Here is a 22,950-nt window from a genome sequence, read left to right on the forward strand (position 1 = left end):
GAATAGTCATAGATGATATGAGCAAAACTGATTTCACGGATCTGGACGGCAAAGTCTTGCGCACCTTTCTGACGATCCTCGAGGAAAGCTCGGTTTCAAAGGCTGCCGACCGGTTGGGTGTGACGCAATCAGCAATCAGCCACACGCTGGCCAAACTGCGGCAGGTTCTGGGGGATCCGTTGTTCGTGCGCTCGGGTCAGGGCCTGACCCCGACCGAGCGCGCCTTATCGCTGAAAGAGCCGGTACAACAGGTGCTGGACGGCATGCGGGCGCTGACTGACGAGCGTCCGTTTGATCCGCTGGCCGATGAGATCAGCATCCAGATCGCCACCAACGACATGCCGCGCGACCTGATCTTTCCGCCATTGCTGCACGCGCTTCGGGCCGAAGGCGTGCGCCTGCGGCTGGGGTTCATCCCGTCCGGCGTCCCCGACCCCGACCTGCTGCGCAGCGACCGGTGTCAGTTGATGCTGACCCCGCTGCCGCCCGATGGGCCGGATATTTTTCAAAAACGCGTACTGATCAGCCCGCTAATGATTTTCTACGATGCCGATCAGCGTAATCCGCCAGACAGTTGGCAGGCCTATTGTCAGTCTGAGCATATTGAAGTGCGATTTACCGACGGACGCAGTTCCCGCGCTGTGATGCGTGGTGTGGACCAAAGCCAGATCCGGCCACCCACCGTCACCCTGCCGCATTTCCACGCGATTCCGTCCTTTGTGAAGGGCAGCGACCTGATATCGACGGACACTGTGCTGATGAAACACGGGCCGTTGGCGGCACTGGACTGCGCGCCATTGCCGTTCGAGTGCGAGCCGGTCTCGATCTACATGGTCTGGCATCAACGCTCGGCCAATGACCCGGCCCATCGCTGGCTGCGCGCACGGATCGAGACCATCGCCACGACGCTGCAGAATTGATCACCGGGGCGGTCGCGGATCAGAACCGTGCCTTGATCAGATGCATCAACGTCGCGCCGGTCTCGAAATAAGCACGTCGCAGGGCGGTCCAGCTTTCGCGGTATTCAGGAACCGCAGGCACAGGCAGCAGGCTCGGGTCGTCCTGCAGCAGGCTTTCTGCCATCAAGCGGCCAAAAACCGTACCCGGACCGATGCCCCGTCCAGAATATCCGTGTGCTGAAAGGGCATTGGGACCGATCTGCGTGATCTTGGGGATGTGGTCCGAGGTCATGGCGATGCGCCCATGCCACCCCTCGGTCAACGGCTGATCTGCAAGTTGAGGAAACAACTCGGCCAGTTTGCGCCTGCACCATGCCGCGTGAACCGCCCGGCCCACTTGGCCCAGATCACCCATGCCCCCGATGATCAGCCGCCCTTCGGCATCCATACGGAAAGAAGTCATGACCAACCCGGTGTCCCAGCACCCCTCCGCCCCCGGCAGAATACTGGCCCGCAGATTGTCCGACAGCGGAGCCGTAAAGAACTGGAAGTAATAGACCGGAACATAGTCCGGGGCGGTATCTTGAAGACCCTGATGATAGGCATTGGTGGCCTGAATTACCGATTTCGCCCGCACCGAGCCATGCGGGGTTTTCAGCACCCATTGACCATTGTCGTACTTCATCGACTGCACCGGGCATTGGGTGACAATCCGCGCCCCGGCCTCGGCAGCGGCACGGGCCAGACCACGCACATAGCCCAATGGGTGAATCGTCCCCGCACGCGGATCAAACAGCGCGCCATGGAATGCCGCGCTGCCAGTCCGTTGCGCGGCCTGATCGGCGGGCAGCAATTTAACTGGGGCTCCCGTGGCGCTCAACTGGGCGTGACGCCTCTGCAAATCCTGCAGGCCCGAGGCGGAATGCGCGCAGTGTAACGTCCCATTGCGAACAGGATCACAGTCGATGCCATGCCGCTCGATCAGGTCAAACACATCCGCAGGTGCCGCGGCCAAAAGATCGATCAACCGATCCCCGGCCCGCTTGCCCAGATGCGCGCGGATATCCTCGGGCGGCAACCACAGCCCCGCATTCGCCAGACCGACGTTTCGGCCTGAACCGCCGTGGCCAATGCCTTGCGCCTCCAACAGGCAGACCGACGCCCCGGCCTGCGCTGCCGTCAATGCTGCGGAACAGCCAGTATAGCCGCCGCCGATTACGGCCAGATCAACCGTTAGATCACCGCTTAGGGGGCGGTCTTCCACATGCTCGCGGCAGGTTTTCAACCACAGGGATTGGTCGTGGTCACTCACGCTGGGCTCCAGAATTTTGCGCGGATCATTGCGGTGGACTCAGCCGGTTGCAAGTGCCCTTTGATCATCACGGCCCATTGCGATCAGAAACGGCTCGACCTGTTGCCGCGCCTGAAACGCCGCCTTGTCCGACATGCCCTTCCAATCGGCCAGAACCAGTGATTGCGCCACGGCACCCCCCAGGGTCGCGCCCGGGCCGGTGACTATGAACAGGTCAGGGGCGAACTCGCGCGCAGCGGTCTGGATGGCGCGGGTAAAATCATAGGTCTCGGTCACCTGATGGCCCAGAGTGTAGTCCCGCAGCGCCTGCGTATCTGTCGCGCCCGGCCACCAGATTTTGCCGCGCCCATCGATCAAGGGGCGATCAGGCTGCGCAAACAGATCCGGTGCCAGTCGCGCGCGCCCTTCTGCAGCGACCGGAGTCTGCAAGGACGTATGAAACGCCGCGTGGTTCGCCAACCGCATCGGAAAGCGTTCCTGTACAACAGGCTGAGAAGCTTCGAACGCCTTCAACCCCGCTTCGTTCCCAGCCAGCACCAACATCCCACCCAGATCAATGGACAGCGCCAGATCACACCCGTCGGTTGCGTTGATCCGCGCCACATCCGCCAGCAACTCGGCCTTGCGCGCCGGAGCATCCCGCCAATCGTCGCCCGCATATGGATAGACAAGCTGCCCGCCAATAAGCTGTTCCTGCATCAGCGTGCCCATCGTGTTCACCACCCGAAAACCATCCTGCGGCGACAGCGCACCACCAGCGGCCAGGGCAATATACCAGCCCATCGAATTACCGGTGACTGCGACAACCTCGATATCGTCCGCCAAAGCCTGCGCATCGGCAAACGAGGCCGCATAGATCAAGGGCGAGGCCACATCGCCCCGCGAATACTTGGACATCGTATACCGGCCTGCCCCATCCAGGGCGGTCACGGCGTCCTGCCCCGTCTCGGCACGGATGGCGTCGAAGCTGTGGAACAGGTCCATCCGCTGCGCGTGATGGCGGTGCAGAAAGCCCAGCTCGGGCTTGTTATAGGTGCCCCGACCGGGGCAGATGACGACGGCTGTGCGGGTCATTGGCGGCCTCCGGCCAGTTTCAGCGCGGCGGCAACGATACCGCCCTTGGATGGCAGTGGCGCGGCATAGGCCGGACCCGTGGCGATAAAGCAATCCTCGGCCACAACGCGTGCGGTTGGCGTTGCGGGATTTTCTTCGGCGAAGAACGTCATCAGCGCCTCGGACTGGCTGCCGGTGCGGCGGCATTCATCTACGACCAGAACATGTGCGCAGGGCTTGGTGGCCTCGCGCAAGGCCTCGACTGGCAATGGCGCCAGCCAGCGCATGTCGATGATGCGCGTCTTTATCCCGGCTGCGTCCAGCTTGGGCAGCGCCTGTTGCGACAGATAATGCCCGTTGCCATAGGTCACGATGGCCAGATCGGTGCCATCCCCATGCACTCCAACCTCACCCAACGAAATACGTTGATCCGGCGAAGGGTAGGTGGTCATCCATCCGCCATCTTGCGCCCCGTGCAAATCGCGCATCGGATAGAGCGCGATGGGCTCTAGAAACACCACCACCCTTTGCTCTTCCCGCGCCAACCGCACGCATTCACGCAGCATCTGTGCCGCATCTGCACCAGAGGACGGACAGGCAATGATCACGCCGGGAATGTCGCGCAACACCGCCAGGGAATTGTCGTTGTGGAAATGCCCGCCGAACCCTTTCTGATACCCCAGCCCCGCAATCCGCAGCACCATCGGGTTTGTGAACTGCCCGTTTGAGAAGAACGGTAGTGTCGCGGCCTCGCCCCTGATCTGATCTTCGGCATTGTGCAGATAGGCCAGGAACTGAATTTCGGGGATCGGAATAAAGCCGTTGTGCCCCATTCCTATCGCCAGCCCAAGTATGGATTGCTCGTCCAACAGCGTGTCGATCACTCGATCCGGACCAAAGCGTTGTTGCAATTTCTGCGTCACACCATAGACGCCTCCCTTACGGCCCACGTCTTCACCCATACAGACGACTTCACCGTGTTCCAGCATCAGATCTGTCAGCGCCCAGTTGATCAGGCGGCTCATGGGCTGGGGGTCATTCATCGCCCGCAAATCGCCGCCAAGGGCTTTGGCGCGCGCCTCGGCATCCATGCCGTTGGTGGGTTTGCAGATACGTTTCGGTGGAACCAGACTGGACACCACCTCGGCGGCATCTGACAAGTGAGGGCGGGTGGCGGCCTCGGCGGCGATGCGATCCGTGCGGGCGCAGGTGTCATTGTAAATCTTCAACGCCTGATCCGGCTGCAACGCGCCCGCTTGATCCAACAAACGCACAGTATGCAGCAGCGGGTCGTTGGCCTCATCAGCTTCGACCTCGGCTTTCGACAGGTAGGTGGTCGGCACATCCGCCCCGGCGTGACCGTAGAGGCGCACTGTTTTCAGGTGCAGAAAGGCGGGCTTTCGGCGGGTTCGCACGTAATCGGCGGCTTCCTTGGCCACGGCGTAAGTCTCGAATATGTCTAACCCATTGGCTTGGAAATACTTGACGCCCGGCCGATGCTCCATCGACGATTGAATCCAGCCCTTCGGTGTCTTTACCGAGATTCCGATCCCGTTATCCTCGCACACGAACAACAACGGTAACGGCGTCGATTGCACGCTGGTCCAACCGGCCGTGTTGAACGCCCCCTGCGCGGTCGAATGGTTGGCCGAAGCATCGCCAAAAGAACAAACAGCAATCCCGTCCAAGGGCAACTCGCGGTGTTCCGGATCATGCCGCCGCGCCGCGCCCAGGCTATAGGCCGCGCCCACCGCTTTGGGCAGGTGGCTGGCAATGGTCGAGGTCTGCGGCGGGATCGTCAGCGCCTTTGACCCCAGCACCTTGTGTCGCCCGCCCGAGGTCGGGTCATCCTTGGAACACGCAAAGCTAAGCAACATGTCCCAGGCGATCTGCTGGCCCGGCACCTGTTCGGCCCGGGCAATCTGAAACGCCGCATCGCGATAATGCAGAAAGGCAATGTCGGTCGGGCGCAGCGCATGGGCGACGGCTGCCATCCCCTCGTGCCCCGAAGAGCCTATCGTATAGAAGCCCTGCCCCGCCTTTTGCATCGCACGGCTGGTGCGGTCCAGCGCACGGCTGAGGACTTGCAACCGAAACAATGACACCGCATCGGGGTTGCTCAGACCCGCTCTGGGTGCGGCCCCGTCGGGTAAATCGCGCTGTGCGACTCGGGTCAGGAAATTCTCGTGAACGATCTGAGCGCGATCCATGGCCAGTTCCCTGATCCTGTGTGACTTAATCCGGAGTGTTGCCGCAGCAGCACCCCCCCTTTTTTGCAGGCATTCGAGGGCAGAGGCAAAAGAAAGCCGCAAGCACCCGGGAAATAAACCTCCGATCCGATGCACAGGCTTACACGCACATACCCTGAAGAAATACCTGCATTTGTATCGGGCTGGCGCGCGGCAAAAGCCAGTGATATTCCTTTCGAAAGGTATGAGGATTTGTCATATGATCGCCCCGCGCCGCTTTTTGCCCTCGATCCCCTCTTTGCTGGCGCTTGAGGCCGTTGATCGCCTTGGCAGCGCCTCTGCCGCCGCCGAAGAACTGTCACTGACGCAAAGCGCAATCAGCCGTCAGCTCAAGACGATGGAGGAACAGCTTGGCGTCGCCCTTATCCAGCGCAGCCAGATGCGGTTGCATCTGACGCCTGCGGCAAAGGAATATGTCCAGGTCGCCCGCAAAGCGCTGAATCAACTGGCGCAGGCGTCGCTGAAGCTCAAGGCCAACCCGACCGGAGGGTCGCTAAACCTGTCAATCCTGCCTGCATTCGGCATGCACTGGCTGGCGCCACGCCTGCAGGATTTCGCCCGCCGCCATCCAGAAGTCACGGTAAATCTGAATACGCGGCTGCGGCCCTTTGACTTCGACACAGAACAATTCGACGCCGCGATCCACTTTGGTCAACGCGACTGGGCCGGCGTGAATTACCTGCCCATTATGCGCGAAGATGTAGTGCCCGTTTGCGCACCCGATATGCTGCCCGACGACAGCGATGACATTGAGTGGTTGATCAAAGCGCCCCTGTTGCATTTGGAAACACGCCCCGAAGCCTGGGAGAAATGGTTCGCCGCACAAGGCCGCGAGGTTTCTGGGATACAGGGAATGCTATTCGATCAATTCTCGACCATGGGACAGGCCACTATCCACGGGCTGGGCGTGGCATTGCTCCCAAGTTACTTGATCGATGCTGATCTGGCAGCGGGGCGGCTTGTCCCAGCGTGGCACGGTCCGGGTGTCAGCCTTGGGAATTTCTATCTGGTCTGGCCACAATCGCGGGCGGAATCCGAACCACTCAGATCATTCCGAGCGTGGCTGCAAGGTCAGATTGATCAGGCCCCCAACACGTAAGCCAAAGGTGCAATGCGGCTCTGCGCCGCCTTCGGCCTTGCGTCCTGCCTGGCCCAACGGGAGGAGATGTTTCGTCAGAAACATTGATGACGGGCGGGAGTAACCGGTCTGATTAAGTATCCAAAGATCGGGCAATGAGTTCCTTCATGATCTCATTGGTGCCGCCATATATCATCTGAACGCGGGCATCCGCGTAAAGGCGGGCAATCGGGTATTCCATCATGAACCCATACCCACCGAACAGCTGCAAGCATTCATGCATGATTTCGTTTTGAACTTCCGACCCCCAGTATTTCACCATCGAAGCGGTCGCCGCATCCAGCGTGCCAGCTTCAAGCCGTGCGATGCAATCATTGACGAAGCTGCGCAAAACCTCGGCCTTGGTCTTGCACTCGGCCAGCTTGAAGCGGGTGTTCTGGAAATCCATCACCCGTTGACCAAATGCCTTGCGTTCTTGCGTGTACTTCACCGTCTCAGCGATGGCGAAATCAATTGCGCCCAGCGCACCGATGCCAATCGTCAGGCGTTCCCAGGGCAATTGGTTCATCATTTGGTAGAACCCCTGCCCCTCTTCCGCGCCCAGAAGGTTGGTCATAGGCACCTTAACGTCTTCAAAGAACAGCTCAGCCGTGTCATTGGCCTTCATCCCCAGCTTCTTGAGGTTGCGCCCCTTGCGAAAGCCCTCGGCGCTCTCGGTCTCAACCCCAATCAGTGAAACCCCTTTTGAGCCCAGCGCCTTGTCCGTCTTGCACGCCACAAGGATCAAGTCTGCCGATTGCCCGTTGGTGATGAATATCTTGGATCCGTTCAAACGGTAGGAATTTCCATCCTTGTCGGCCGTCGTGCGAATGGCCTGCACATCCGAGCCAGTCCCGGGTTCGGTCATGGCAAGCGCGCCGACCATCTCGCCCGACGCCAGTTTCGGTAACCAGTTTTGCTTTTGATCCTCGCTGCCATAGGCGTTGATGTAGTGAATGACGATGGATTGGATCGCATAACCCCATCCTGAATCCCCGTGCGAGGATTGCGCGTACATCGTAACTGCATCAAATCCGATGCCACCACCTACACCGCCGTAAACCTCGGGGATCGCGCCTGCCATTAGCCCTATGTCGCCAGCCTTGCGCCACATATCGCGATCCACGACACCATTTTCGATCCAGCGTTCGATGTTGGGGATCAGCTCATCATCCATGAACCGATCCGCCATTTCGGCAAACATCCGGTGTTCTTCGGTTACCCAACTGGCGGTCGTGGTAAATAGCTGCATGCGGTATCCTCCCCAAATCTTCCGTTGATCAAGGTAGCTTTGGAGGCATTGCAATCCAATCCATCCAACGCGTTGGAACGTAACGTTCTTTTGAATGTTCGGGTCTGGTCAGGCCAGCGCCGCGTCCAGCAAGACCCGGGCAGCCGCCTTAGCATCCCCCGCCGGGTCACAGGTTTTCAAGAACACAGCCGTCACAATCGCGCCTTCCTGCAATAGAACAATCTGGCAGGCCAGATGTTCTGGATCACGGGCACCGGCCTTCCGCGCCAGATCGATAAAATGATCGAGCAATATGCGCTTGTGCTCGGCGGATTGCTTGTGGATCGGGTGGTCAATTTCCTGATACTCCGCCCCTGCTTTGATGAACATGCAGCCGCGGTATTCTTTCTCATCAAACCACTCGCCCAGCGCATCGAAACTGGCGAGCAACTGGCCGGCAGGGGTATCTGCGAGCTCCTCGATCCGAGAAAAGAACTCTTTTCGGAAGTTCTCATCCCGCAACTGCAAGGCAGCCAGAATCAGCTCTTCCTTGGTGCGAAAGTGTTTGTACATCGAGGTTTTTGACACGCCCGTTTCCACCACCAGCTTGTCCATTCCGGTGGCGTGAAATCCGTCACGATAAAAGACCTGCAAAGACTTGCGGACCAGTTCATCGCGTTTGTTTGGGCGCATGTGTCACCTCCTACATGTACAGATCAGTACATAATACCGCACTGTCCTCACGGCAACCGTAGAGTGCGCTGCGGTGAAATTTCAAAATAAGACTTGCAAAAGTTTACAGATCGGTACACATTGCCAACATGATGTACCGATCAGTAAACCATGGAGCGTTCAGATGAGACACCATGCCAGCCTTTTCCCACCCCAGTACGTCCCGGTTGTTTTAACCTTGGCGATGCTTGCAGCCATACTGACATGAAAGACCACGCAATGAGCCGACCCCCGCTGCCCCCGTTCAGTTTGGAAACCGCCAAACAGAAAGTCCGAATGGCGGAAGACGCTTGGAACAGCCGCGACCCGGATGTGGTCACTCCGGCCTATACTGATGACAGCCAGTGGCGAAACAGGGCAGAGTTCCTAAACGGTCACGCCGAAATCCACGCCTTTTTGACCCGAAAGTGGAGCAAGGAACTGGACTATCGTTTAATAAAGGAACTGTGGGCCTTTTCCGGCAACCGTATCGCCGTGCGCTATGCATACGAATGGCGGGACGACAGCGGACAGTGGTTTCGGTCCTATGGCAACGAGAACTGGGAATTTGCACAAGATGGACGGATGGCCAAACGCTATACCTCATTAAACGACTTACCAATTTCCGAGGGCGATCGCCTGTTTCATTGGCCACAAGGGCCCCGTCCCGATGATCACGCCGGGCTGTCTGACCTGGGGTTGTAAAGGGGTAAAAACATGCCGCGTGCCTTTTCCGAACTGACATTTACACCAGCCGTCCGTGCGCATCAGGAAAGGATGGGCTCAGCCAAGACTTACGCCAAGTTTGTTGACGGCGGTCCGCAGCAAGGCCATCAGATCGGACCGGTTGAAAAGGCCTTTATCGAAGCGCGCGATGGATTCTATCAGTCCACCGTTTCCGAGACCGGCTGGCCTTACGTTCAATATCGCGGCGGACCGATTGGGTTTCTAAAGGTTCTGGACCCACAGACCATCGGATACGCCGATTTCACAGGGAATAAACAGTATATTTCGCGCGGGAACCTGGATGGAAACGACCGGATCGCCCTGATCCTGATGGATTATGCCAACCAGAGGCGCCTCAAGATTTTGGGTCGGGTGGAGTTTACTGAGGGCGCGGCCGCCGCCGCCGACCTTTATCCCGAAGATGCAAAAGCCCCCGCCGAACGCGCCGTCCGAATTCGGGTCGAGGCGCTGGACTGGAACTGCCCCAGCAACATTACACCCCGCTTTACCGAAGCCGAGTTGCGCCCGCATCTTAACACGCTGGGCCAGCAACTGGCTCAGTTACAGGCCGAGAACGAAAAACTTAGACAACAACTAGCGCAACGGTCCTGACCCCGTTGCACCCAAAATTCGCAAACTAAATCAGATAATAGGGTCCACAACCATGCTACGCTTTGCCTTGAATGTTGTTCATCTCGGCCTGATTGGGGCACTGTTGCTGGCTATGGGCCTTGCGTTGGCGTTTTTTGCCTCGCCTGAATCCGTGCGTTCCCCTCTTCCCTTTTCGCACGATTCCCTTTTGCTTGATCAGCTATCGAACAATTGATCTGCGCTGCGGAATTCTACGGAAATCTGACATGACCCCTTGACCTTCCCGTGACTGGAACCCTCATCTGGAGGGTAAAAGTGACGATAGGATGAGTCGGATGGCTGCGCCACAGACAACTCAGTTGAAAATCTCTGGCATGGGATGTGCCTCTTGCGTCGGTCGGGTGGAAAGCGCCTTGCTGGATGTGCCGGGTGTGTCTGACGCATCGGTCAACTTTGCGACGGAAACCGCGCAGGTTACCTATGACGGTCAGTTCGGCGGTTTGATCAACGCACTGTCACATGCCGGATATCCCGCTGCGACCCGGCAAACGACCCTGAAGATCGCCGGTATGAGCTGTGCCTCGTGCGTCTCTAAAATCGAGCGCGCGTTGAAAGCTGATCCGGCAGTGGTGGACGCTCAGGTCAATCTGGCCACGGAAAGCGCGCAAATCACCTATGTCGACGGTGTAACCGATCCACAGATGCTGGCGAAACGCTGCGAAGAGGTCGGGTATCCGGCGCGCGTGGCGGACGCCGCCGACCCCCAGACCGATGGGCGCAAAACCGAAGAGGCCCATGCGCTGACCCGCGCCACCCTGTTTGCCGCCATCCTGGCCTTGCCCGTGTTCGTATTAGAGATGGGCGGGCATATGATCCCGGCTTTCCATCACTGGGTGCAGGCAAGCATCGGCACGCAAACCAGCCATCTGATCCAATTCGCGCTGACCTCAGTGATTTTGCTGGGGCCCGGGCGGGTTTTCTACGCAAAGGGCATCCCCTCGCTGCTGCGCGGATCGCCGGATATGAATGCGCTTGTGGCTTTGGGCACGGGCGCGGCGTACTTGTTCTCGGCCACGGCCACCTTTGCGCCGCAAATCCTACCGCAGGGCAGCGCAAACGTGTATTTCGAGGCCGCCTCGGTCATCGTCGTTTTGATCTTGCTGGGTCGCGTGATGGAAGCCCGCGCTAAGGGCCGCACCGGGGCCGCAATCCGCAAACTGGTAGGCTTGCAACCCAAAACCGCGCGGGTCGAAATGGACGGTCGCTTCATCGACCGTCCGATCGCCGACATTACTGTTGGGGACATTCTGCAAATCCGCCCAGGTGAGAGGGTTCCTGTGGACGCAGAGGTGCTTGAGGGCACCTCCTACGTGGATGAAAGCATGATCACGGGCGAGCCCGTTCCTGTGGGCAAATCCCCAACCGATCAGGTTGTTGGCGGAACGGTAAACGGCACCGGCGCGCTGCGCCTGCGCGCCACGCGGGTCGGGGCTGATACGGTTCTGGCGCAGGTCATTCGGATGGTCGAACAGGCGCAAGGGGCCAAGCTGCCGATTCAGGGGCTGGTCGACCGGATCACCGCATGGTTCGTGCCGGTGGTCATCGCCGTCGCGCTGCTGACGATTGTCGTCTGGCTGATCTTTGGCCCTGCGCCTGCGCTGCCGATGGCACTGGTCACCGGGGTCTCGGTCCTGATCATTGCCTGCCCCTGCGCGATGGGTCTGGCGACGCCAACCTCGATTATGGTCGGCACCGGGCGCGCAGCTGAACTGGGGGTTTTGTTCCGCAAAGGCGATGCGCTGCAGCAATTGCAGCAGGCTAAGGTCATCGCGCTGGACAAGACCGGAACCCTGACGCAGGGGCGGCCCGAACTGGAAAGCGTCACCACCACGAACGGCTTTGATCGCGACACCGTTCTGCGGTTGGCCGCAGCGGTAGAGGCGCAGTCAGAACACCCCATCGCCACCGCAATCACCCGCGCGGGCCCGGACGATCTGCCCGCAATATCCGCATTTAAATCCCTAACCGGGCTAGGCGTTCAAGCGACGGTCGACGGACACGATCTGTTGATCGGGTCGCCGCGGCTGATGGCGCAGAACGGGGTGGACTTAACCACCCTGACTGCCGAGGCCGATCTGCGCGCCAGCGAAGGTGCCACTCCTCTGTTCGTCGCCATTGACGGTCAGGCGGCGGCTCTATTGGCGGTCTCGGACCCGGTGAAACCCGGCACGCAGGACGCGTTAGAACGATTGCACGCGATGGGCCTGAAACTGGCGATGGTGACCGGCGACAATGCCCGCACTGCACAAGCGCTGGCCGACAGGCTGGGCATCGACCATGTCACGGCCGAGGTTTTGCCGGACGGTAAACTGACCGCGATTACCGCGCTGCGTGAACAATTCGGCACATTGGCGTTTGTCGGCGACGGTATTAACGACGCCCCAGCGTTGGCGGCGGCGGATATCGGCGTGGCCATCGGAACCGGCACTGACGTGGCGATTGAAACGGCGGATGTGGTGTTGATGTCGGGTGATCTGCGCGGTGTGGCCAATGCGGTCGAGATCAGCCGCCGCACCATGCGCAACATTCGCCAGAACCTGGGCTGGGCCTTTGGTTACAACATCCTGCTGATCCCGGTGGCCGCTGGGGTGCTGTTCCCGTTCAGCGGGCATCTGCTATCCCCTGCCCTCGCTGCCGGGGCAATGGCGTTGTCCAGCGTCTTCGTGGTCGCCAACGCGCTGCGCCTGCGCCGTGTCCGGGCTGCACTGCCCGAAACATCCCAAGACCACACATCCCAAACGGTGACGCCATGAATATCGGAGACGTTGCAACCCAAACCGGCCTGCCCGCCAAGACGATCCGGTATTACGAGGATATCGGCCTGATCAAACCTATGCGGGACGACAACGGCTATCGCCGGTTCCGCGAACAGGACGTGCATAAGCTGAACTTTCTAGGCCGCGCCCGCGCGCTGGGGTTCACGATCGAGGATTGCCGCACTCTGATGGCCCTTTATGAGGATGAAACCCGCGCCAGTGCCGATGTCAAAAAGGTTGCCCGCGCGCATCTGGCGCAGATCGAAACCAAGATCGCCGACCTCAACGCGATGCGCTATACGCTGGGCCACCTGATCGACGCCTGTGCCGGAGATGACCGGCCTGATTGTCCGATCCTGCAGGATTTGGGTGGCAAACCCTGACACGGGGTTGCTCTTTGCGCGTGGCTTTGCTTTGTCTCTGCCTGGCAATCCGGCCCGCCAAATGAAATGGCCCGGACAACAGAGAGGATCACAATATGGCAAAAGTTGCGTTTCTGGGTTTGGGCGTCATGGGCTATCCAATGGCTGGTCACCTGCAGGCGGCGGGCCATGAAGTAACCGTATACAATCGCACTGCCGCAAAGGCCGAAGCCTGGGTTGCCCAACATGGTGGCGCGATGGCGACCACCCCGAAAGAAGCCGCCCAGGGCGCGGAGTTCGTCATGGCCTGCGTCGGCAACGATGATGACCTGCGGATGGTTTGCACGGGTGAAAATGGTGCCTTTGACGGAATGGCCGACGGCACAACTTTCATTGATCACACCACCGTTTCCGCCAAGGTGACCCGTGAGCTTTATGCGGCGGGCCAAAGCAAGGGTATCGCATTTGTGGACGCCCCGATCTCGGGCGGTCAGGCGGGAGCCGAGAATGGCGTCTTGTCGATCATGTGCGGTGGTGATCAGGCCGCCTATGATGCGGCTGAACCGATCATGCAGGTCTATTCCAAGATCTGCCGTCGGATCGGCGACAGCGGCGCAGGGCAGATGACCAAGATGAGCAACCAGATCGCCATTGCCGGTCTGGTTCAGGGTCTCAGCGAAGCGCTACATTTCGCTGAAAAAGCCGGATTGGACGGTCGATCCGTTGTTGAGGTGATCAGCCAGGGCGCTGCGGGCAGCTGGCAGATGGCGAACCGCTATGAAACCATGCTGGATGATCATTTCGAACACGGTTTTGCGGTTGACTGGATGCGCAAGGATCTGGGGATTTGCCTTGAGACGGCAAACGAAACCGGGGCGTCCCTGCCGGTTACGGCGTTAGTCGATCAATTCTACAAAGATGTGCAAAAGCTGGGCGGCGGACGGTGGGATACATCTTCGCTGTTCAAGCGGTTGCGCGCGTTGGACTGACGGCATTGGGGGGCTGTCTGCCCCCTTTTGGACCGTTCGGCCAATTCACCCCCGAGGATATTTTCGGCCAGATGAAGGGGAACCTCGTGAAAATTGGACAGGGAAGCGTATGAGCGACTTGACCGTATTCTGGGCGGATGCCCTGCGCGCCCATTGGGGGCTGGACGCCAAGCTGACGCGGCTGGATGGCGAATATGATCTGAACTTTATGGTGCGGGCTACCAATGGTCAGGATTATGTACTGAAAGTCATGCGCCCCGGATGCGAAGCAGAGTTCGTTGATCTGCAGGTCAAGGCATTGGCCCATATCGCGGGTGAGGCGCCGGGGCTGCCATTCCCTCAGGTCTATCCCGCCCTTACCGGGGCGCAGCTGCCGCAAATTGCCGATCAGCAAGGGCAGATGCGGCTGGTCTGGTTGCTGGAATGCCTGCCGGGGCAATGTTACGCCAAGGCCGCGCCTAAATCCGAGGCGTTGATCTTAAAATTGGGGCGTGTTCTGGGTGCCACCGACAAAGCGTTGGAGCGGTTTACCCATGACGGGCTGCATCGTGCAGATTTCAAATGGGACCTTACGCAAGCCGGTTGGATCGCCGATCGGCTGGATGCGATCACTGATCCTGCTCGCCGGGTTTTGCTGTCCGAGATTTGTGACCAGTTCGCGGCGATCTCGGGTCCGTTGGCGGAACTGCCGAAACAGGCGATCCATAATGACGTCAACGACTACAACATTCTGGTTGAGGGCGAACTGGGTCAACGTCAGAGTATCTCGGGCCTGATTGATCTGGGCGATATGTGTGCTGCGCCGCGTGTCTGTGATCTGGCGATTGCGGGGGCCTATATCGCTCTGGATCACCCCAAACCGGAACGCGCGCTTGCCGCTCTTGTGCAGGGCTATCACGCGGCTAATCGGCTGCGCCCCGATGAGATTGATTTGATCTGGCCCTTGCTGCGGATGCGGCTGGCGGTGTCCGTTGTGAACTCGACCCTTATGGCGATCGAGAACCCGGACGATCCTTATGTGACGATCAGTCAGGCCCCCGCATGGCGGTTCCTTGAGAATGCAGGCCTGAACGGTGACCTGATGGCGGCGCGGCTACGAACGGCCTGCGGTTTGCCCGTTACTGACGGGGCCGAACGCATCCACGCCTATCTGTCCGAACATCGCGGCCAGTTCGCCCTGATGTTCAATCAGGATCTGAGCGATGCGCCCATGGGCTCGCTGTCGGTTGAGAACTCGACCTGGCCGCAGAACCCGTTCCACATGCCACTGGAAGAGGCCGCGCGTGTGGGTGAGGAATTTGGCCAAGGCCTGTGGTTGGGCTATTACAACGAACCCCGCCTGATCTATGCCGAGCCCGGGTTCCGCAAGGGGCCCTGGAAGGCTTCGGATCGGCGCACCGTGCATTTGGCGGTGGATGTGTTTGCCCCGGCAGGCACCGTGCTGCACGCGCCGATGAGCGGACGGGTTGAAGCGGTCGAGAACCGCGACGCCCATTTGGACTATGGCGGCGTCGTGATCCTGCACCACGAAACGCCCGAAGGTGATCCCTTCTATACGCTTTATGGTCATCTGGACCCCGAAGTTTGTGACCGTCTGAAGCCGGGCGATCCGGTGGCGCAAGGCGCGGCATTTGCCCGGCTGGGCGATGCTAGTCAGAATGGCGGCTGGGCCCCACATGTGCATTTCCAACTGGCGCTAACCACGGATGGGATGCAGACCGACTGGCCCGGTGTCGGCGATCCGGATGAGATAGAGCTGTGGCACGCCGTCTGCCCCAACCCCGCGGCATTGCTGAACCTGCCAGACGACAAGGTATTCTATCGGCCCACAGATAAACAGGCGATCCTGCAGGGGCGGCACGACCACTTCGGCAGCAACCTTAGCCTGACCTATGACGATCCAGTCATGCTGGTGCGCGGGTGGAAACATCATCTGTTTGACGAATGGGGACGGCCCTATCTGGACGCCTATAACAACGTCCCCCATGTGGGCCATGCGCATCCGCGAATTCAGGCGGTGGCGGCGGATCAGCTGAAGCGAATGAATTCAAATACGCGCTATCTGCACCCTGCCCAAACGACCTTTGCCGACAAGATTCTCTCGAAACTGCCGGATCATTTCGAGGTCTGCTTTTTTGTCAATTCAGGCACCGAGGCGAACGAGTTGGCCTTGCGACTGGCCCGCACCCATACCGGCGCCAAGGGCATTGTCACCCCGGATCACGGCTATCATGGCAACACCAACGCGGCTGTTGCGATCTCGGCCTATAAGTTCAACAAACCCGGCGGTGTCGGTCAGGCCGACTGGGTCGAGCTGGTTGAGGTTGCCGACGACTATCGCGGGTCATTCAAACGTGACGACCCGGACCGCGCTACAAAATTCGCGAATTTTGTAGACCCTGCAATCGCTGCTCTGCAAGACAAGGGGCACGGGGTCGCAGGTTTCATTGCCGAGACCTTCCCCTCGGTCGGCGGCCAAATCATTCCGCCCAAAGGTTACCTGCCAGCGGTATATGAGAAAATCCGCGCTGCGGGCGGTGTGTGCATTGCCGATGAAGTACAAACCGGGCTTGGGCGACTGGGTGAGTACTATTTCGGCTTTGAACATCAAGGCGCGCTGCCGGACATCGTCGTCATGGGCAAACCTATCGGTAACGGCCATCCGCTGGGCGTACTGGTTACGACCAAGGAAATCGCCCAGAGCTTTGACAACGGGATCGAGTTCTTTTCAACCTTCGGCGGCTCGACCCTGTCATGCCGGATCGGCAAAGAGGTGCTGGACATCGTCGATGACGAAGGCCTGCAGGACAACGCCCGCGATATGGGCGCGCGCATGATGGATGGTCTGCGTCAGATTGAGTCCGATTTCGGATGCGTTGGCGATGTGCGAGGAATGGGCCTGTTCCTTGGGGTTGAGCTGATCAACCCGGATGGGTCCGAGGGCACCGAAATCTGCAAATACGTCAAAAACCGGATGCGCGATCATCGTATTCTGATCGGCAGCGAAGGGCCCAAGGACAACATCCTGAAAATCCGCCCACCGCTGACGATCGAGGCCGAGGACGTCGACATGATCCTCTGGGCTTTGCGGGACGTTTTGACCGGAGTGGGTGATTTCACCCCTGCCCCAGCCTGCGATCACGAGCGTCACCATGCTGGGTGCGGGTGCTGCTGAAAAATAAACCCCGGCCTAGGGAGGGCCGGGGTTCTGCGCCACGCTGCTGCCTAATGCAGCAGGGCTGCGGGGGGTTGGTGCCCGGTTGTTGGCAGCGGAATCGACGCGGTCATGCGTCGCAGCGCCAGTCCAAGTTCTTCTGATAATGAGGCCAGAGCGGGGGCAAAATCCGGTCGCACAATCAGGGACGCCATCATCATTGCGTCTTCACGGGACCCTTCAGAGGCCGCCGCGATCATCTGCGCAAAGCAATTTTCGTCAGCGCCAAGACAAGAACACCCCAATCCGTGACGGATCAACGGGCGGCGCCCGTGATGCGCGCACAGCGAACACAGGCGGTCAAGCGACATCATCGCAGCGCGCCCGCATTCTGCGCCCAACGCAATTTCAAAATCGCTGGCGGCATCTGCGCGGCCCTGAGCACCATCACCCCAAAGCCGCAAGTACATCACGGCTCCGGCTTCGACGGGGCCAAGGTCAGTTAAGCGGCCAACAGCCGCCCCACCCCGAGAGGAATTCGCGCTCATTTCGTCAGGATCAATTTGCCTGCGCGGGTGATGCGCAGCGTATACAGCTGGTCGCCCAATTCGATATGGGCCAGGTTACCGCCATTGGTCAGTTCTTCGGCCTTATGCGATGGCAGCATGGATACAGCATAGGATTGGCTGGGATTCGGGGTCTGCATATTCATCAGGACAACTCCAGAGGGGGCTGGGGCGAAATGCCTTAATCTGTTCGCGTTTCACTTGATCTGGCTGACCCTGACAGGGGTTGGCTGTGGACTTGAATAGTAATCTGATTAAAATAGTCAGGTATGTCAAGGCCCGTTCTGGTGAATTCTCCAACCTCGCACGATTGCACCAAAAATTCAGGCAGGGTACCACTTTCTCAGAATATCAAACCAAGGGGGCAGCCAATGGCCGCGACTATCATGTTTGACCTGGATGGAACGCTCGTGGACAGTCTTCCTGATCTTGCCGCGGCCGCGAACAATATGTTGCGTGACGCCGGCGTAGCGCCCTTATCACAGGACCAGATCAAACAATTTGTTGGCAACGGGCTACCCAAACTGGTCGAGCGTGTGATTGAGCATTGCGACCTGCCGATGGCCCAGCACGGTGATCTGACCCGGTTGACGCTTGCCCATTACAACGCCGCCTCCAGCGATAAAACCGTGGTCTATCCCGGTGTGCTGCAGGCGCTGGAGCATTTGCGTGAAATGGGCTGCGTTCTGGGGGTTTGTACCAACAAACCCGAAGCCCCTGCCCGCCATGTGCTTGAGGCGATGGGGCTTGCACCCCATTTCGATGCCGTCCTTGGCGGTGACAGCCTGAACACCCGCAAACCCGACCCGGCCCATCTTGAGGCCAGCTTTGCCGCCGTTACCACAGCCGGTCCGCAGTTGTTTGTCGGAGATAGCGAGGTGGATGCCGAAACCGCTCAACGCGCACAAGTGCCGTTTTTGTTGTTCACCGAAGGTTATCGAAAATCACCGGTTGCCGACATTCCACATACAGCAAGCTACGACCGATCCTCTGAATTGCCCAAACTGGTTGCACAAGTACTGCTATCTCTGGAGCAAAGCGCCTGAGAGCCTATTTCTAGAGGGGGATCGAAACGGGTCGCGGCCAGTGACTGAGGGGCCGGCCGAGGGGGTAAGTAGCCAGCCCCTCACAGGGGAAAAGTGGTATCGTCCGATATGACCCGTTCGATAAAACACAGTTAACGAATCGGCCTGAATTTCGATATAGGGGGTTTCCCGTAGCCCCCCGGATAGTGTTGAAATCACAGTTAATTTTTTCGCCCATTTTAGCGCAAACAGGGGTTTTGCCCTGAAAACAGAAAAATAGGCGAACCCTTAACGCGCTTGTAAGGCAGGACCGTGCGGCTGCCTGTCCTACCGGGCAAATGACGTTGGACGGTACAGTCCACCACCCTGGCGTTGACCTGGAATATACGCTGGATTCACAGGCTTGTTTGTACCACACCGCGCGACTGTGGTCGAAAAATCCGCCGGTTCAGCGGCCATTCATCTTCCACTCTATACATCCGGTTCGTCTCTCGGTAAGGAGCGTGCTTCGACAATGATCCGTGTGTTGGACGCTCTGAGGGTGACCGCATCACCCAAGAGAGCCGAGCTATGAAACAGACAATCGCAGATGCGCTGAAGCGCAAAGGATATGACACCCTGACCCCGGTCCAAGAGGCCGTGTCCGCTCCAGAGTTGCAAGGAAAAGACCTGCTTGTGTCGGCCCAAACCGGATCGGGAAAAACCATTGGGTTCGGCCTGGCCATCGCGCCGACCATTTTGGGCGATGCGCAGGTTTTCGGCACGGCAGACGCGCCTTTGGCACTGGTGATTGCGCCAACGCGAGAGCTGGCAATGCAGGTCAAACGCGAATTGGGATGGCTTTACGCCGACGCGGGGGTGTTCATTGCCTCGTGCGTTGGCGGAATGGATATGCGCGACGAACGCCGGGCTCTGTCACGTGGGGCGCATATCGTGGTCGCGACCCCGGGGCGTTTGCGCGATCATATCATGCGCGGGTCGATTGATCTGACGGCCGTGCGCGCTGTGGTTTTGGATGAAGCCGACGAAATGCTTGACCTTGGGTTCCGCGAGGATCTGGAGTTCATTCTCGACGAAACGCCCACAGACCGCCAAACACTGTTGTTTTCCGCCACGGTTCCGCGCGCCATTGCCACCCTTGCCACCCGGTATCAACGGGATGCCGAGCGTGTAAGTACCGTCAGTGAACGGACGCAACACGCCGATATCGAATACCGTGCAATGAATGTGGCCCCGCGCGATGGTGAAAACGCGATCATCAACGTGCTGCGTTATTACGAGGCCCCGAACGCCATCGTCTTTTGCAACACACGTGCGATGGTTGCACGCCTGACTGCCCGCTTGTCGAACCGTGGGTTCTCGGTTGTGGCTTTGTCCGGTGAACTGACCCAAAGCGAACGCTCAAATGCCCTGCAGGCCATGCGCGACGGGCGTGCCCGCGTCTGTGTGGCGACCGACGTGGCCGCGCGCGGGATTGACCTGCCGAATCTGGATCTGGTGATCCATGCCGAACTGCCCAACAGTCACGAAACTCTTCTGCACCGTTCAGGTCGAACCGGGCGCGCGGGGCGCAAAGGGGTCAGCGCCCTGATCGTCGCACCGGCTTCGTTCAAAAAGGCTCAACGGCTGTTGAAATTCGCCAAACTGACTGCTGATTGGGGTCCGGCACCTTCCGCAGACGCAGTCAACGCACAGGATCTACAGCGGATGTTCGGCTCGGACGACTGGCAGGTGGATCTCGTCGAGAGCGAGCGCACATCGGTCGACGAACTGGTGGCCAGATTCTCGCCGGAACAACTCGCCGCGGCCTATGTCCGTCAATATAAACGTCAGCATTCTGCTCCGGAAGAGTTAAGCGACGTCAAAACCACAGGGACAAAGTCAGAGGCACCTTTTGGCCCGAGTGTGTGGTTTTCGCTGTCGGAAGGACGCAACGATAACGCGTCTCCGCGCTATGTTCTTCCCATGGTGTGCAAGGCCGGGAACCTCACCAAATCCGATATCGGCGCGATCCGCATCGCTGACGATGTGACCTTTATCGAAATTCGCGAGAGCAGCGTTTCCGGATTTTTGGACGCGATCGGACCTGAGATGAAGGTCGAGGGCACAAAAGACATCGTGCGGCTGGACACGGCCCCCGACTTTTCGAAACCGACAAAGACAGGCCCAAAACGAGGTGTGAAAGGCAAGAGAAACCCGCAAAAGTCTGAGCGCAGACCGCCTCGCCTTGTCGATCCACAGCCTGCGAAGGCGCGAAAAAAGACGGCATCAAAGCCGCCTGAGAAAACCAAAGTCGACACTAAGCCCAAGCGCGATGGCGATAGCCTAAGCAGTAAAGGCAAAAAGCCAAACCGCAGCCCAAAGGGCCCGCCGCCGCCCAAGGGGAAGCCAAACAGCAAGAAAAACCGCGCACGCGCTGCCGCGGCAAAGGGCGGCAATTCTGTACCGAGACGTTCTAAGTAAGCTGAAACGTTCCCCCGACCCGAATTCGCCTGGGTTCGTTCTTGGGAGGCAAACAAGCCGCACTGAAAAAGCAGCTTTTCTCGCGCTGTCAGAAAAGGTTTAATCCACCCGTTCTAAGCTTTTGCTAAATGGGTCAGTGGCATGAATATTGCAGACATCGTCGACTTTGGGCGTTACCCTCTGGGAAATGAAGATTTCGGTACGAAGGCAAGATCGTCACTGAATGAAACCGGTGTCTTGGTCCTTGAGGAATTCATCCGCCCCGAGGCACTGGCAATGATGCAAGCCGAGGCTTTGACGGGACAAGACCAGGCATATTTCTGCACTCAAAGCCACTCGGTCTACCTAACGCCGCCAAATCCAGAGTTTGACGCATCACACCCGGCAAATCGTCAAGTGGAGTCGTCCAAAGGATGTATCTGCGACGACGTGGTGTCACTGACATCGCCCCTGCGCATTCTGTATAACGACCCATCCTTTCACAGCTTCATCAAGCAGGTCACGGGCGAGACTGAACTGCACCCTTATGTCGATCCGCTGTCGTCAATTAACATTCACTACGCAACCCGAGGGCAAGAACTCGGTTGGCATTTCGACAATTCCTCGTTCGCAATCACATTGCTGATCCAGAAACCCGACGCCGGTAGCCGTTTCGAATATGTAAAGGACCTGCGGGACGCGAGCGCAGGCGACATGAACTATGAAGGTGTCAGGACCGTTCTGGACAAAGAATTGAAGCCGCAAATCCTGAACATGGATCAAGGCACGCTGGTTCTGTTTCGCGGTAGAAACTCCATTCACCGGGTCTCACCGAATGAGAGTGACAAGACAAGAATGCTCGCCGTGTTGGCCTATAACTCGGAACCTGATGTGGAACTGTCAGAGAGTGCCCGCATGACCTTTTACGGTCGATTGAACTGACGTCGGCTTACTGCAATGCAGTACGAACATGCGCGAAATGGGACCTGGAAGGCCGCCAGTTATTCCACTGAGTCCAATTCTGAGGTGGCTCGTAGAATCGCCGTCTCGCAATTTAAGATATTGATTTAAAATCAAAATGACCTGGAAACACCGACTGCAAGACAAACAAGCAGATTTTCAAAGCCTCTCGGGGTTTGAAAATATCTGAGTGCAAATGGAAGTCGGTCCAGAGCCCTTCCAGCAAAGCAATCAATGCATCTGTTGCAAGTTTGGCGTCTACGTCTTTGTACCCACCTTCGCTTATGATTTGCTGTAACAGTTCAAGGATCACTGCCCGGAAACTTTTGTCCCGTGAGTCGATGAAAGGAAATATGTCGGGGTTCGAGAGCGCTTCGGCCCGAAATGAAAACCAGATCGCAACGTCCCGTGCATTCAGGACCAAAGGGTCGAAATCCGCCTTGAGGATTGAGATCAACTTGTCCGCAGGGCCTAATTCCGGACTGTTCGCGATTGCTTTCCACTGCCCGGCATAGCGCGCTGACAACTCCTCGGCCACGGCAAGCAGCAATTTCTCTTTGGAACCAAAGTGCAGGTTCACCATCCCCCTCGACAGTCCTGACAGCTCCTGGATTCTGGCCGAGGTCGTGCCGCGAATACCGTATTTATGGATGGCATCCGCAGCCGCCTGAATCAGCTGCTGTCGGTTCTGCAACTTACTCAGATCGCGGGCATTGGTCGGAGTATCGGCCTCGAGAGTAATCTTGT

General features: G+C 58.6%; 19 protein-coding genes. 11 read left to right on the forward strand and 8 right to left on the reverse strand.

The window, feature by feature from the left end:
* The first annotated feature begins 17 nt into the window (after positions 1-17).
* Positions 18-920 (forward strand): LysR family transcriptional regulator, encoded by a 903-nt coding sequence (locus ACR0AL_RS15500; RefSeq protein WP_170362063.1) that lies wholly within the window; start codon positions 18-20, stop codon positions 918-920.
* Between the two features lie 19 nt (positions 921-939).
* Here the strand turns inward: ACR0AL_RS15500 and ACR0AL_RS15505 are convergent, their stop codons facing one another.
* From ACR0AL_RS15505 to ACR0AL_RS15515, 3 genes are read right to left on the reverse strand one after another with little or no spacing between them, the layout of a single operon-like run.
* Positions 940-2,211 carry an NAD(P)/FAD-dependent oxidoreductase gene (locus ACR0AL_RS15505; RefSeq protein ID WP_480663735.1) on the reverse strand — a complete coding sequence of 424 codons (1,272 nt, stop codon included), beginning with the start codon at positions 2,209-2,211 and terminating at the stop codon, positions 940-942.
* A 39-nt stretch (positions 2,212-2,250) separates the two neighbouring features.
* The gene (locus tag ACR0AL_RS15510; RefSeq protein WP_480663737.1) at positions 2,251-3,285 is read right to left on the reverse strand and encodes an ACP S-malonyltransferase; all 1,035 of its coding nucleotides are present in this window, start codon (positions 3,283-3,285) and stop codon (positions 2,251-2,253) included.
* Complete coding sequence (locus ACR0AL_RS15515) at positions 3,282-5,474, reverse strand: dehydrogenase E1 component subunit alpha/beta (protein WP_480663739.1); 2,193 nt, start codon at positions 5,472-5,474, stop codon at positions 3,282-3,284. Before ACR0AL_RS15515 ends, ACR0AL_RS15510 begins: the two co-directional genes overlap by 4 nt.
* Before the next feature lie 238 nt (positions 5,475-5,712).
* Between ACR0AL_RS15515 and ACR0AL_RS15520 the strand changes: the two genes are divergently transcribed.
* A complete protein-coding gene (locus tag ACR0AL_RS15520) occupies positions 5,713-6,612 on the forward strand; it encodes a LysR substrate-binding domain-containing protein (RefSeq protein ID WP_170507159.1) in 900 nt (299 codons plus the stop codon).
* Positions 6,613-6,724: 112 nt separating this feature from the next.
* Here the strand turns inward: ACR0AL_RS15520 and ACR0AL_RS15525 are convergent, their stop codons facing one another.
* Both ACR0AL_RS15525 and ACR0AL_RS15530 read right to left on the reverse strand, forming a co-directional pair.
* Entirely contained in the window at positions 6,725-7,882 is a 1,158-nt protein-coding gene (locus ACR0AL_RS15525) for an acyl-CoA dehydrogenase family protein (RefSeq protein WP_480648554.1), read from the reverse strand.
* A 108-nt stretch (positions 7,883-7,990) separates the two neighbouring features.
* Positions 7,991-8,554: a TetR/AcrR family transcriptional regulator gene (locus ACR0AL_RS15530; RefSeq protein WP_170552853.1), complete on the reverse strand. Its 564-nt coding sequence runs from the start codon at positions 8,552-8,554 to the stop codon at positions 7,991-7,993.
* A gap of 258 nt (positions 8,555-8,812) precedes the next feature.
* Here ACR0AL_RS15530 and ACR0AL_RS15535 point away from each other — a divergent pair, with 258 nt between their 5' ends.
* The 6 genes from ACR0AL_RS15535 (at position 8,813) to ACR0AL_RS15560 (ending at position 17,231) form a co-directional block, all read left to right on the forward strand.
* Positions 8,813-9,277 carry a nuclear transport factor 2 family protein gene (locus ACR0AL_RS15535; protein ID WP_480663741.1) on the forward strand — a complete coding sequence of 155 codons (465 nt, stop codon included), beginning with the start codon at positions 8,813-8,815 and terminating at the stop codon, positions 9,275-9,277.
* A 12-nt stretch (positions 9,278-9,289) separates the two neighbouring features.
* A complete protein-coding gene (locus ACR0AL_RS15540) occupies positions 9,290-9,910 on the forward strand; it encodes a pyridoxamine 5'-phosphate oxidase family protein (protein WP_480663743.1) in 621 nt (206 codons plus the stop codon).
* Positions 9,911-10,224: 314 nt separating this feature from the next.
* Positions 10,225-12,702 (forward strand): heavy metal translocating P-type ATPase, encoded by a 2,478-nt coding sequence (locus ACR0AL_RS15545; protein WP_480663745.1) that lies wholly within the window; start codon positions 10,225-10,227, stop codon positions 12,700-12,702.
* A complete protein-coding gene (cueR, locus tag ACR0AL_RS15550; RefSeq protein ID WP_170350846.1) occupies positions 12,699-13,088 on the forward strand; it encodes a Cu(I)-responsive transcriptional regulator in 390 nt (129 codons plus the stop codon). Before ACR0AL_RS15545 ends, cueR begins: the two co-directional genes overlap by 4 nt.
* A 95-nt stretch (positions 13,089-13,183) precedes the next feature.
* Positions 13,184-14,056 carry an NAD(P)-dependent oxidoreductase gene (locus tag ACR0AL_RS15555; RefSeq protein ID WP_480648560.1) on the forward strand — a complete coding sequence of 291 codons (873 nt, stop codon included), beginning with the start codon at positions 13,184-13,186 and terminating at the stop codon, positions 14,054-14,056.
* Between the two features lie 109 nt (positions 14,057-14,165).
* Complete coding sequence (locus tag ACR0AL_RS15560) at positions 14,166-17,231, forward strand: aminotransferase class III-fold pyridoxal phosphate-dependent enzyme (RefSeq protein WP_480663747.1); 3,066 nt, start codon at positions 14,166-14,168, stop codon at positions 17,229-17,231.
* Between the two features lie 50 nt (positions 17,232-17,281).
* On the opposite strand, the gene ACR0AL_RS15565 is transcribed toward ACR0AL_RS15560, so the two are convergent.
* Both ACR0AL_RS15565 and hemP read right to left on the reverse strand, forming a co-directional pair.
* Positions 17,282-17,758 carry a hypothetical protein gene (locus ACR0AL_RS15565; RefSeq protein WP_170350843.1) on the reverse strand — a complete coding sequence of 159 codons (477 nt, stop codon included), beginning with the start codon at positions 17,756-17,758 and terminating at the stop codon, positions 17,282-17,284.
* On the reverse strand, positions 17,755-17,922 hold the full coding sequence (gene hemP / locus ACR0AL_RS15570; protein ID WP_170350842.1) for a hemin uptake protein HemP: 168 nt from the start codon (positions 17,920-17,922) through the stop codon (positions 17,755-17,757). The genes ACR0AL_RS15565 and hemP overlap by 4 nt, the downstream gene beginning before the upstream one ends.
* Positions 17,923-18,147: 225 nt before the next feature.
* Here hemP and gph point away from each other — a divergent pair, with 225 nt between their 5' ends.
* The 3 genes from gph (at position 18,148) to ACR0AL_RS15585 (ending at position 22,185) form a co-directional block, all read left to right on the forward strand.
* Complete coding sequence (gph, locus tag ACR0AL_RS15575) at positions 18,148-18,822, forward strand: phosphoglycolate phosphatase (RefSeq protein WP_480663749.1); 675 nt, start codon at positions 18,148-18,150, stop codon at positions 18,820-18,822.
* Positions 18,823-19,371: 549 nt separating this feature from the next.
* Positions 19,372-21,264 carry a DEAD/DEAH box helicase gene (locus tag ACR0AL_RS15580; protein WP_480663751.1) on the forward strand — a complete coding sequence of 631 codons (1,893 nt, stop codon included), beginning with the start codon at positions 19,372-19,374 and terminating at the stop codon, positions 21,262-21,264.
* A gap of 141 nt (positions 21,265-21,405) precedes the next feature.
* Entirely contained in the window at positions 21,406-22,185 is a 780-nt protein-coding gene (locus tag ACR0AL_RS15585) for a HalD/BesD family halogenase (protein WP_480663753.1), read from the forward strand.
* A 112-nt stretch (positions 22,186-22,297) separates the two neighbouring features.
* Here the strand turns inward: ACR0AL_RS15585 and ACR0AL_RS15590 are convergent, their stop codons facing one another.
* Positions 22,298-22,897: a TetR/AcrR family transcriptional regulator gene (locus ACR0AL_RS15590; RefSeq protein ID WP_480663755.1), complete on the reverse strand. Its 600-nt coding sequence runs from the start codon at positions 22,895-22,897 to the stop codon at positions 22,298-22,300.
* Between the last annotated feature and the right edge of the window lie 53 nt (positions 22,898-22,950).

Source organism: Ruegeria sp. BB1, assembly GCF_056539465.1.

Coding starts and splice junctions, on each gene's coding strand:
- ACR0AL_RS15500 (WP_170362063.1), top strand. CDS start 18: ATGAGCAAAACTGATTTCACGGATCTGGACGGCAAAGTCTTGCGCACC.
- ACR0AL_RS15510 (WP_480663737.1), bottom strand. CDS start 3,285: ATGACCCGCACAGCCGTCGTCATCTGCCCCGGTCGGGGCACCTATAAC.
- ACR0AL_RS15515 (WP_480663739.1), bottom strand. CDS start 5,474: ATGGATCGCGCTCAGATCGTTCACGAGAATTTCCTGACCCGAGTCGCA.
- ACR0AL_RS15520 (WP_170507159.1), top strand. CDS start 5,713: ATGATCGCCCCGCGCCGCTTTTTGCCCTCGATCCCCTCTTTGCTGGCG.
- ACR0AL_RS15525 (WP_480648554.1), bottom strand. CDS start 7,882: ATGCAGCTATTTACCACGACCGCCAGTTGGGTAACCGAAGAACACCGG.
- ACR0AL_RS15530 (WP_170552853.1), bottom strand. CDS start 8,554: ATGCGCCCAAACAAACGCGATGAACTGGTCCGCAAGTCTTTGCAGGTC.
- ACR0AL_RS15535 (WP_480663741.1), top strand. CDS start 8,813: ATGAGCCGACCCCCGCTGCCCCCGTTCAGTTTGGAAACCGCCAAACAG.
- ACR0AL_RS15540 (WP_480663743.1), top strand. CDS start 9,290: ATGCCGCGTGCCTTTTCCGAACTGACATTTACACCAGCCGTCCGTGCG.
- ACR0AL_RS15545 (WP_480663745.1), top strand. CDS start 10,225: ATGGCTGCGCCACAGACAACTCAGTTGAAAATCTCTGGCATGGGATGT.
- cueR (WP_170350846.1), top strand. CDS start 12,699: ATGAATATCGGAGACGTTGCAACCCAAACCGGCCTGCCCGCCAAGACG.
- ACR0AL_RS15555 (WP_480648560.1), top strand. CDS start 13,184: ATGGCAAAAGTTGCGTTTCTGGGTTTGGGCGTCATGGGCTATCCAATG.
- ACR0AL_RS15560 (WP_480663747.1), top strand. CDS start 14,166: ATGAGCGACTTGACCGTATTCTGGGCGGATGCCCTGCGCGCCCATTGG.
- ACR0AL_RS15565 (WP_170350843.1), bottom strand. CDS start 17,758: ATGAGCGCGAATTCCTCTCGGGGTGGGGCGGCTGTTGGCCGCTTAACT.
- hemP (WP_170350842.1), bottom strand. CDS start 17,922: ATGAATATGCAGACCCCGAATCCCAGCCAATCCTATGCTGTATCCATG.
- gph (WP_480663749.1), top strand. CDS start 18,148: ATGGCCGCGACTATCATGTTTGACCTGGATGGAACGCTCGTGGACAGT.
- ACR0AL_RS15580 (WP_480663751.1), top strand. CDS start 19,372: ATGAAACAGACAATCGCAGATGCGCTGAAGCGCAAAGGATATGACACC.
- ACR0AL_RS15585 (WP_480663753.1), top strand. CDS start 21,406: ATGAATATTGCAGACATCGTCGACTTTGGGCGTTACCCTCTGGGAAAT.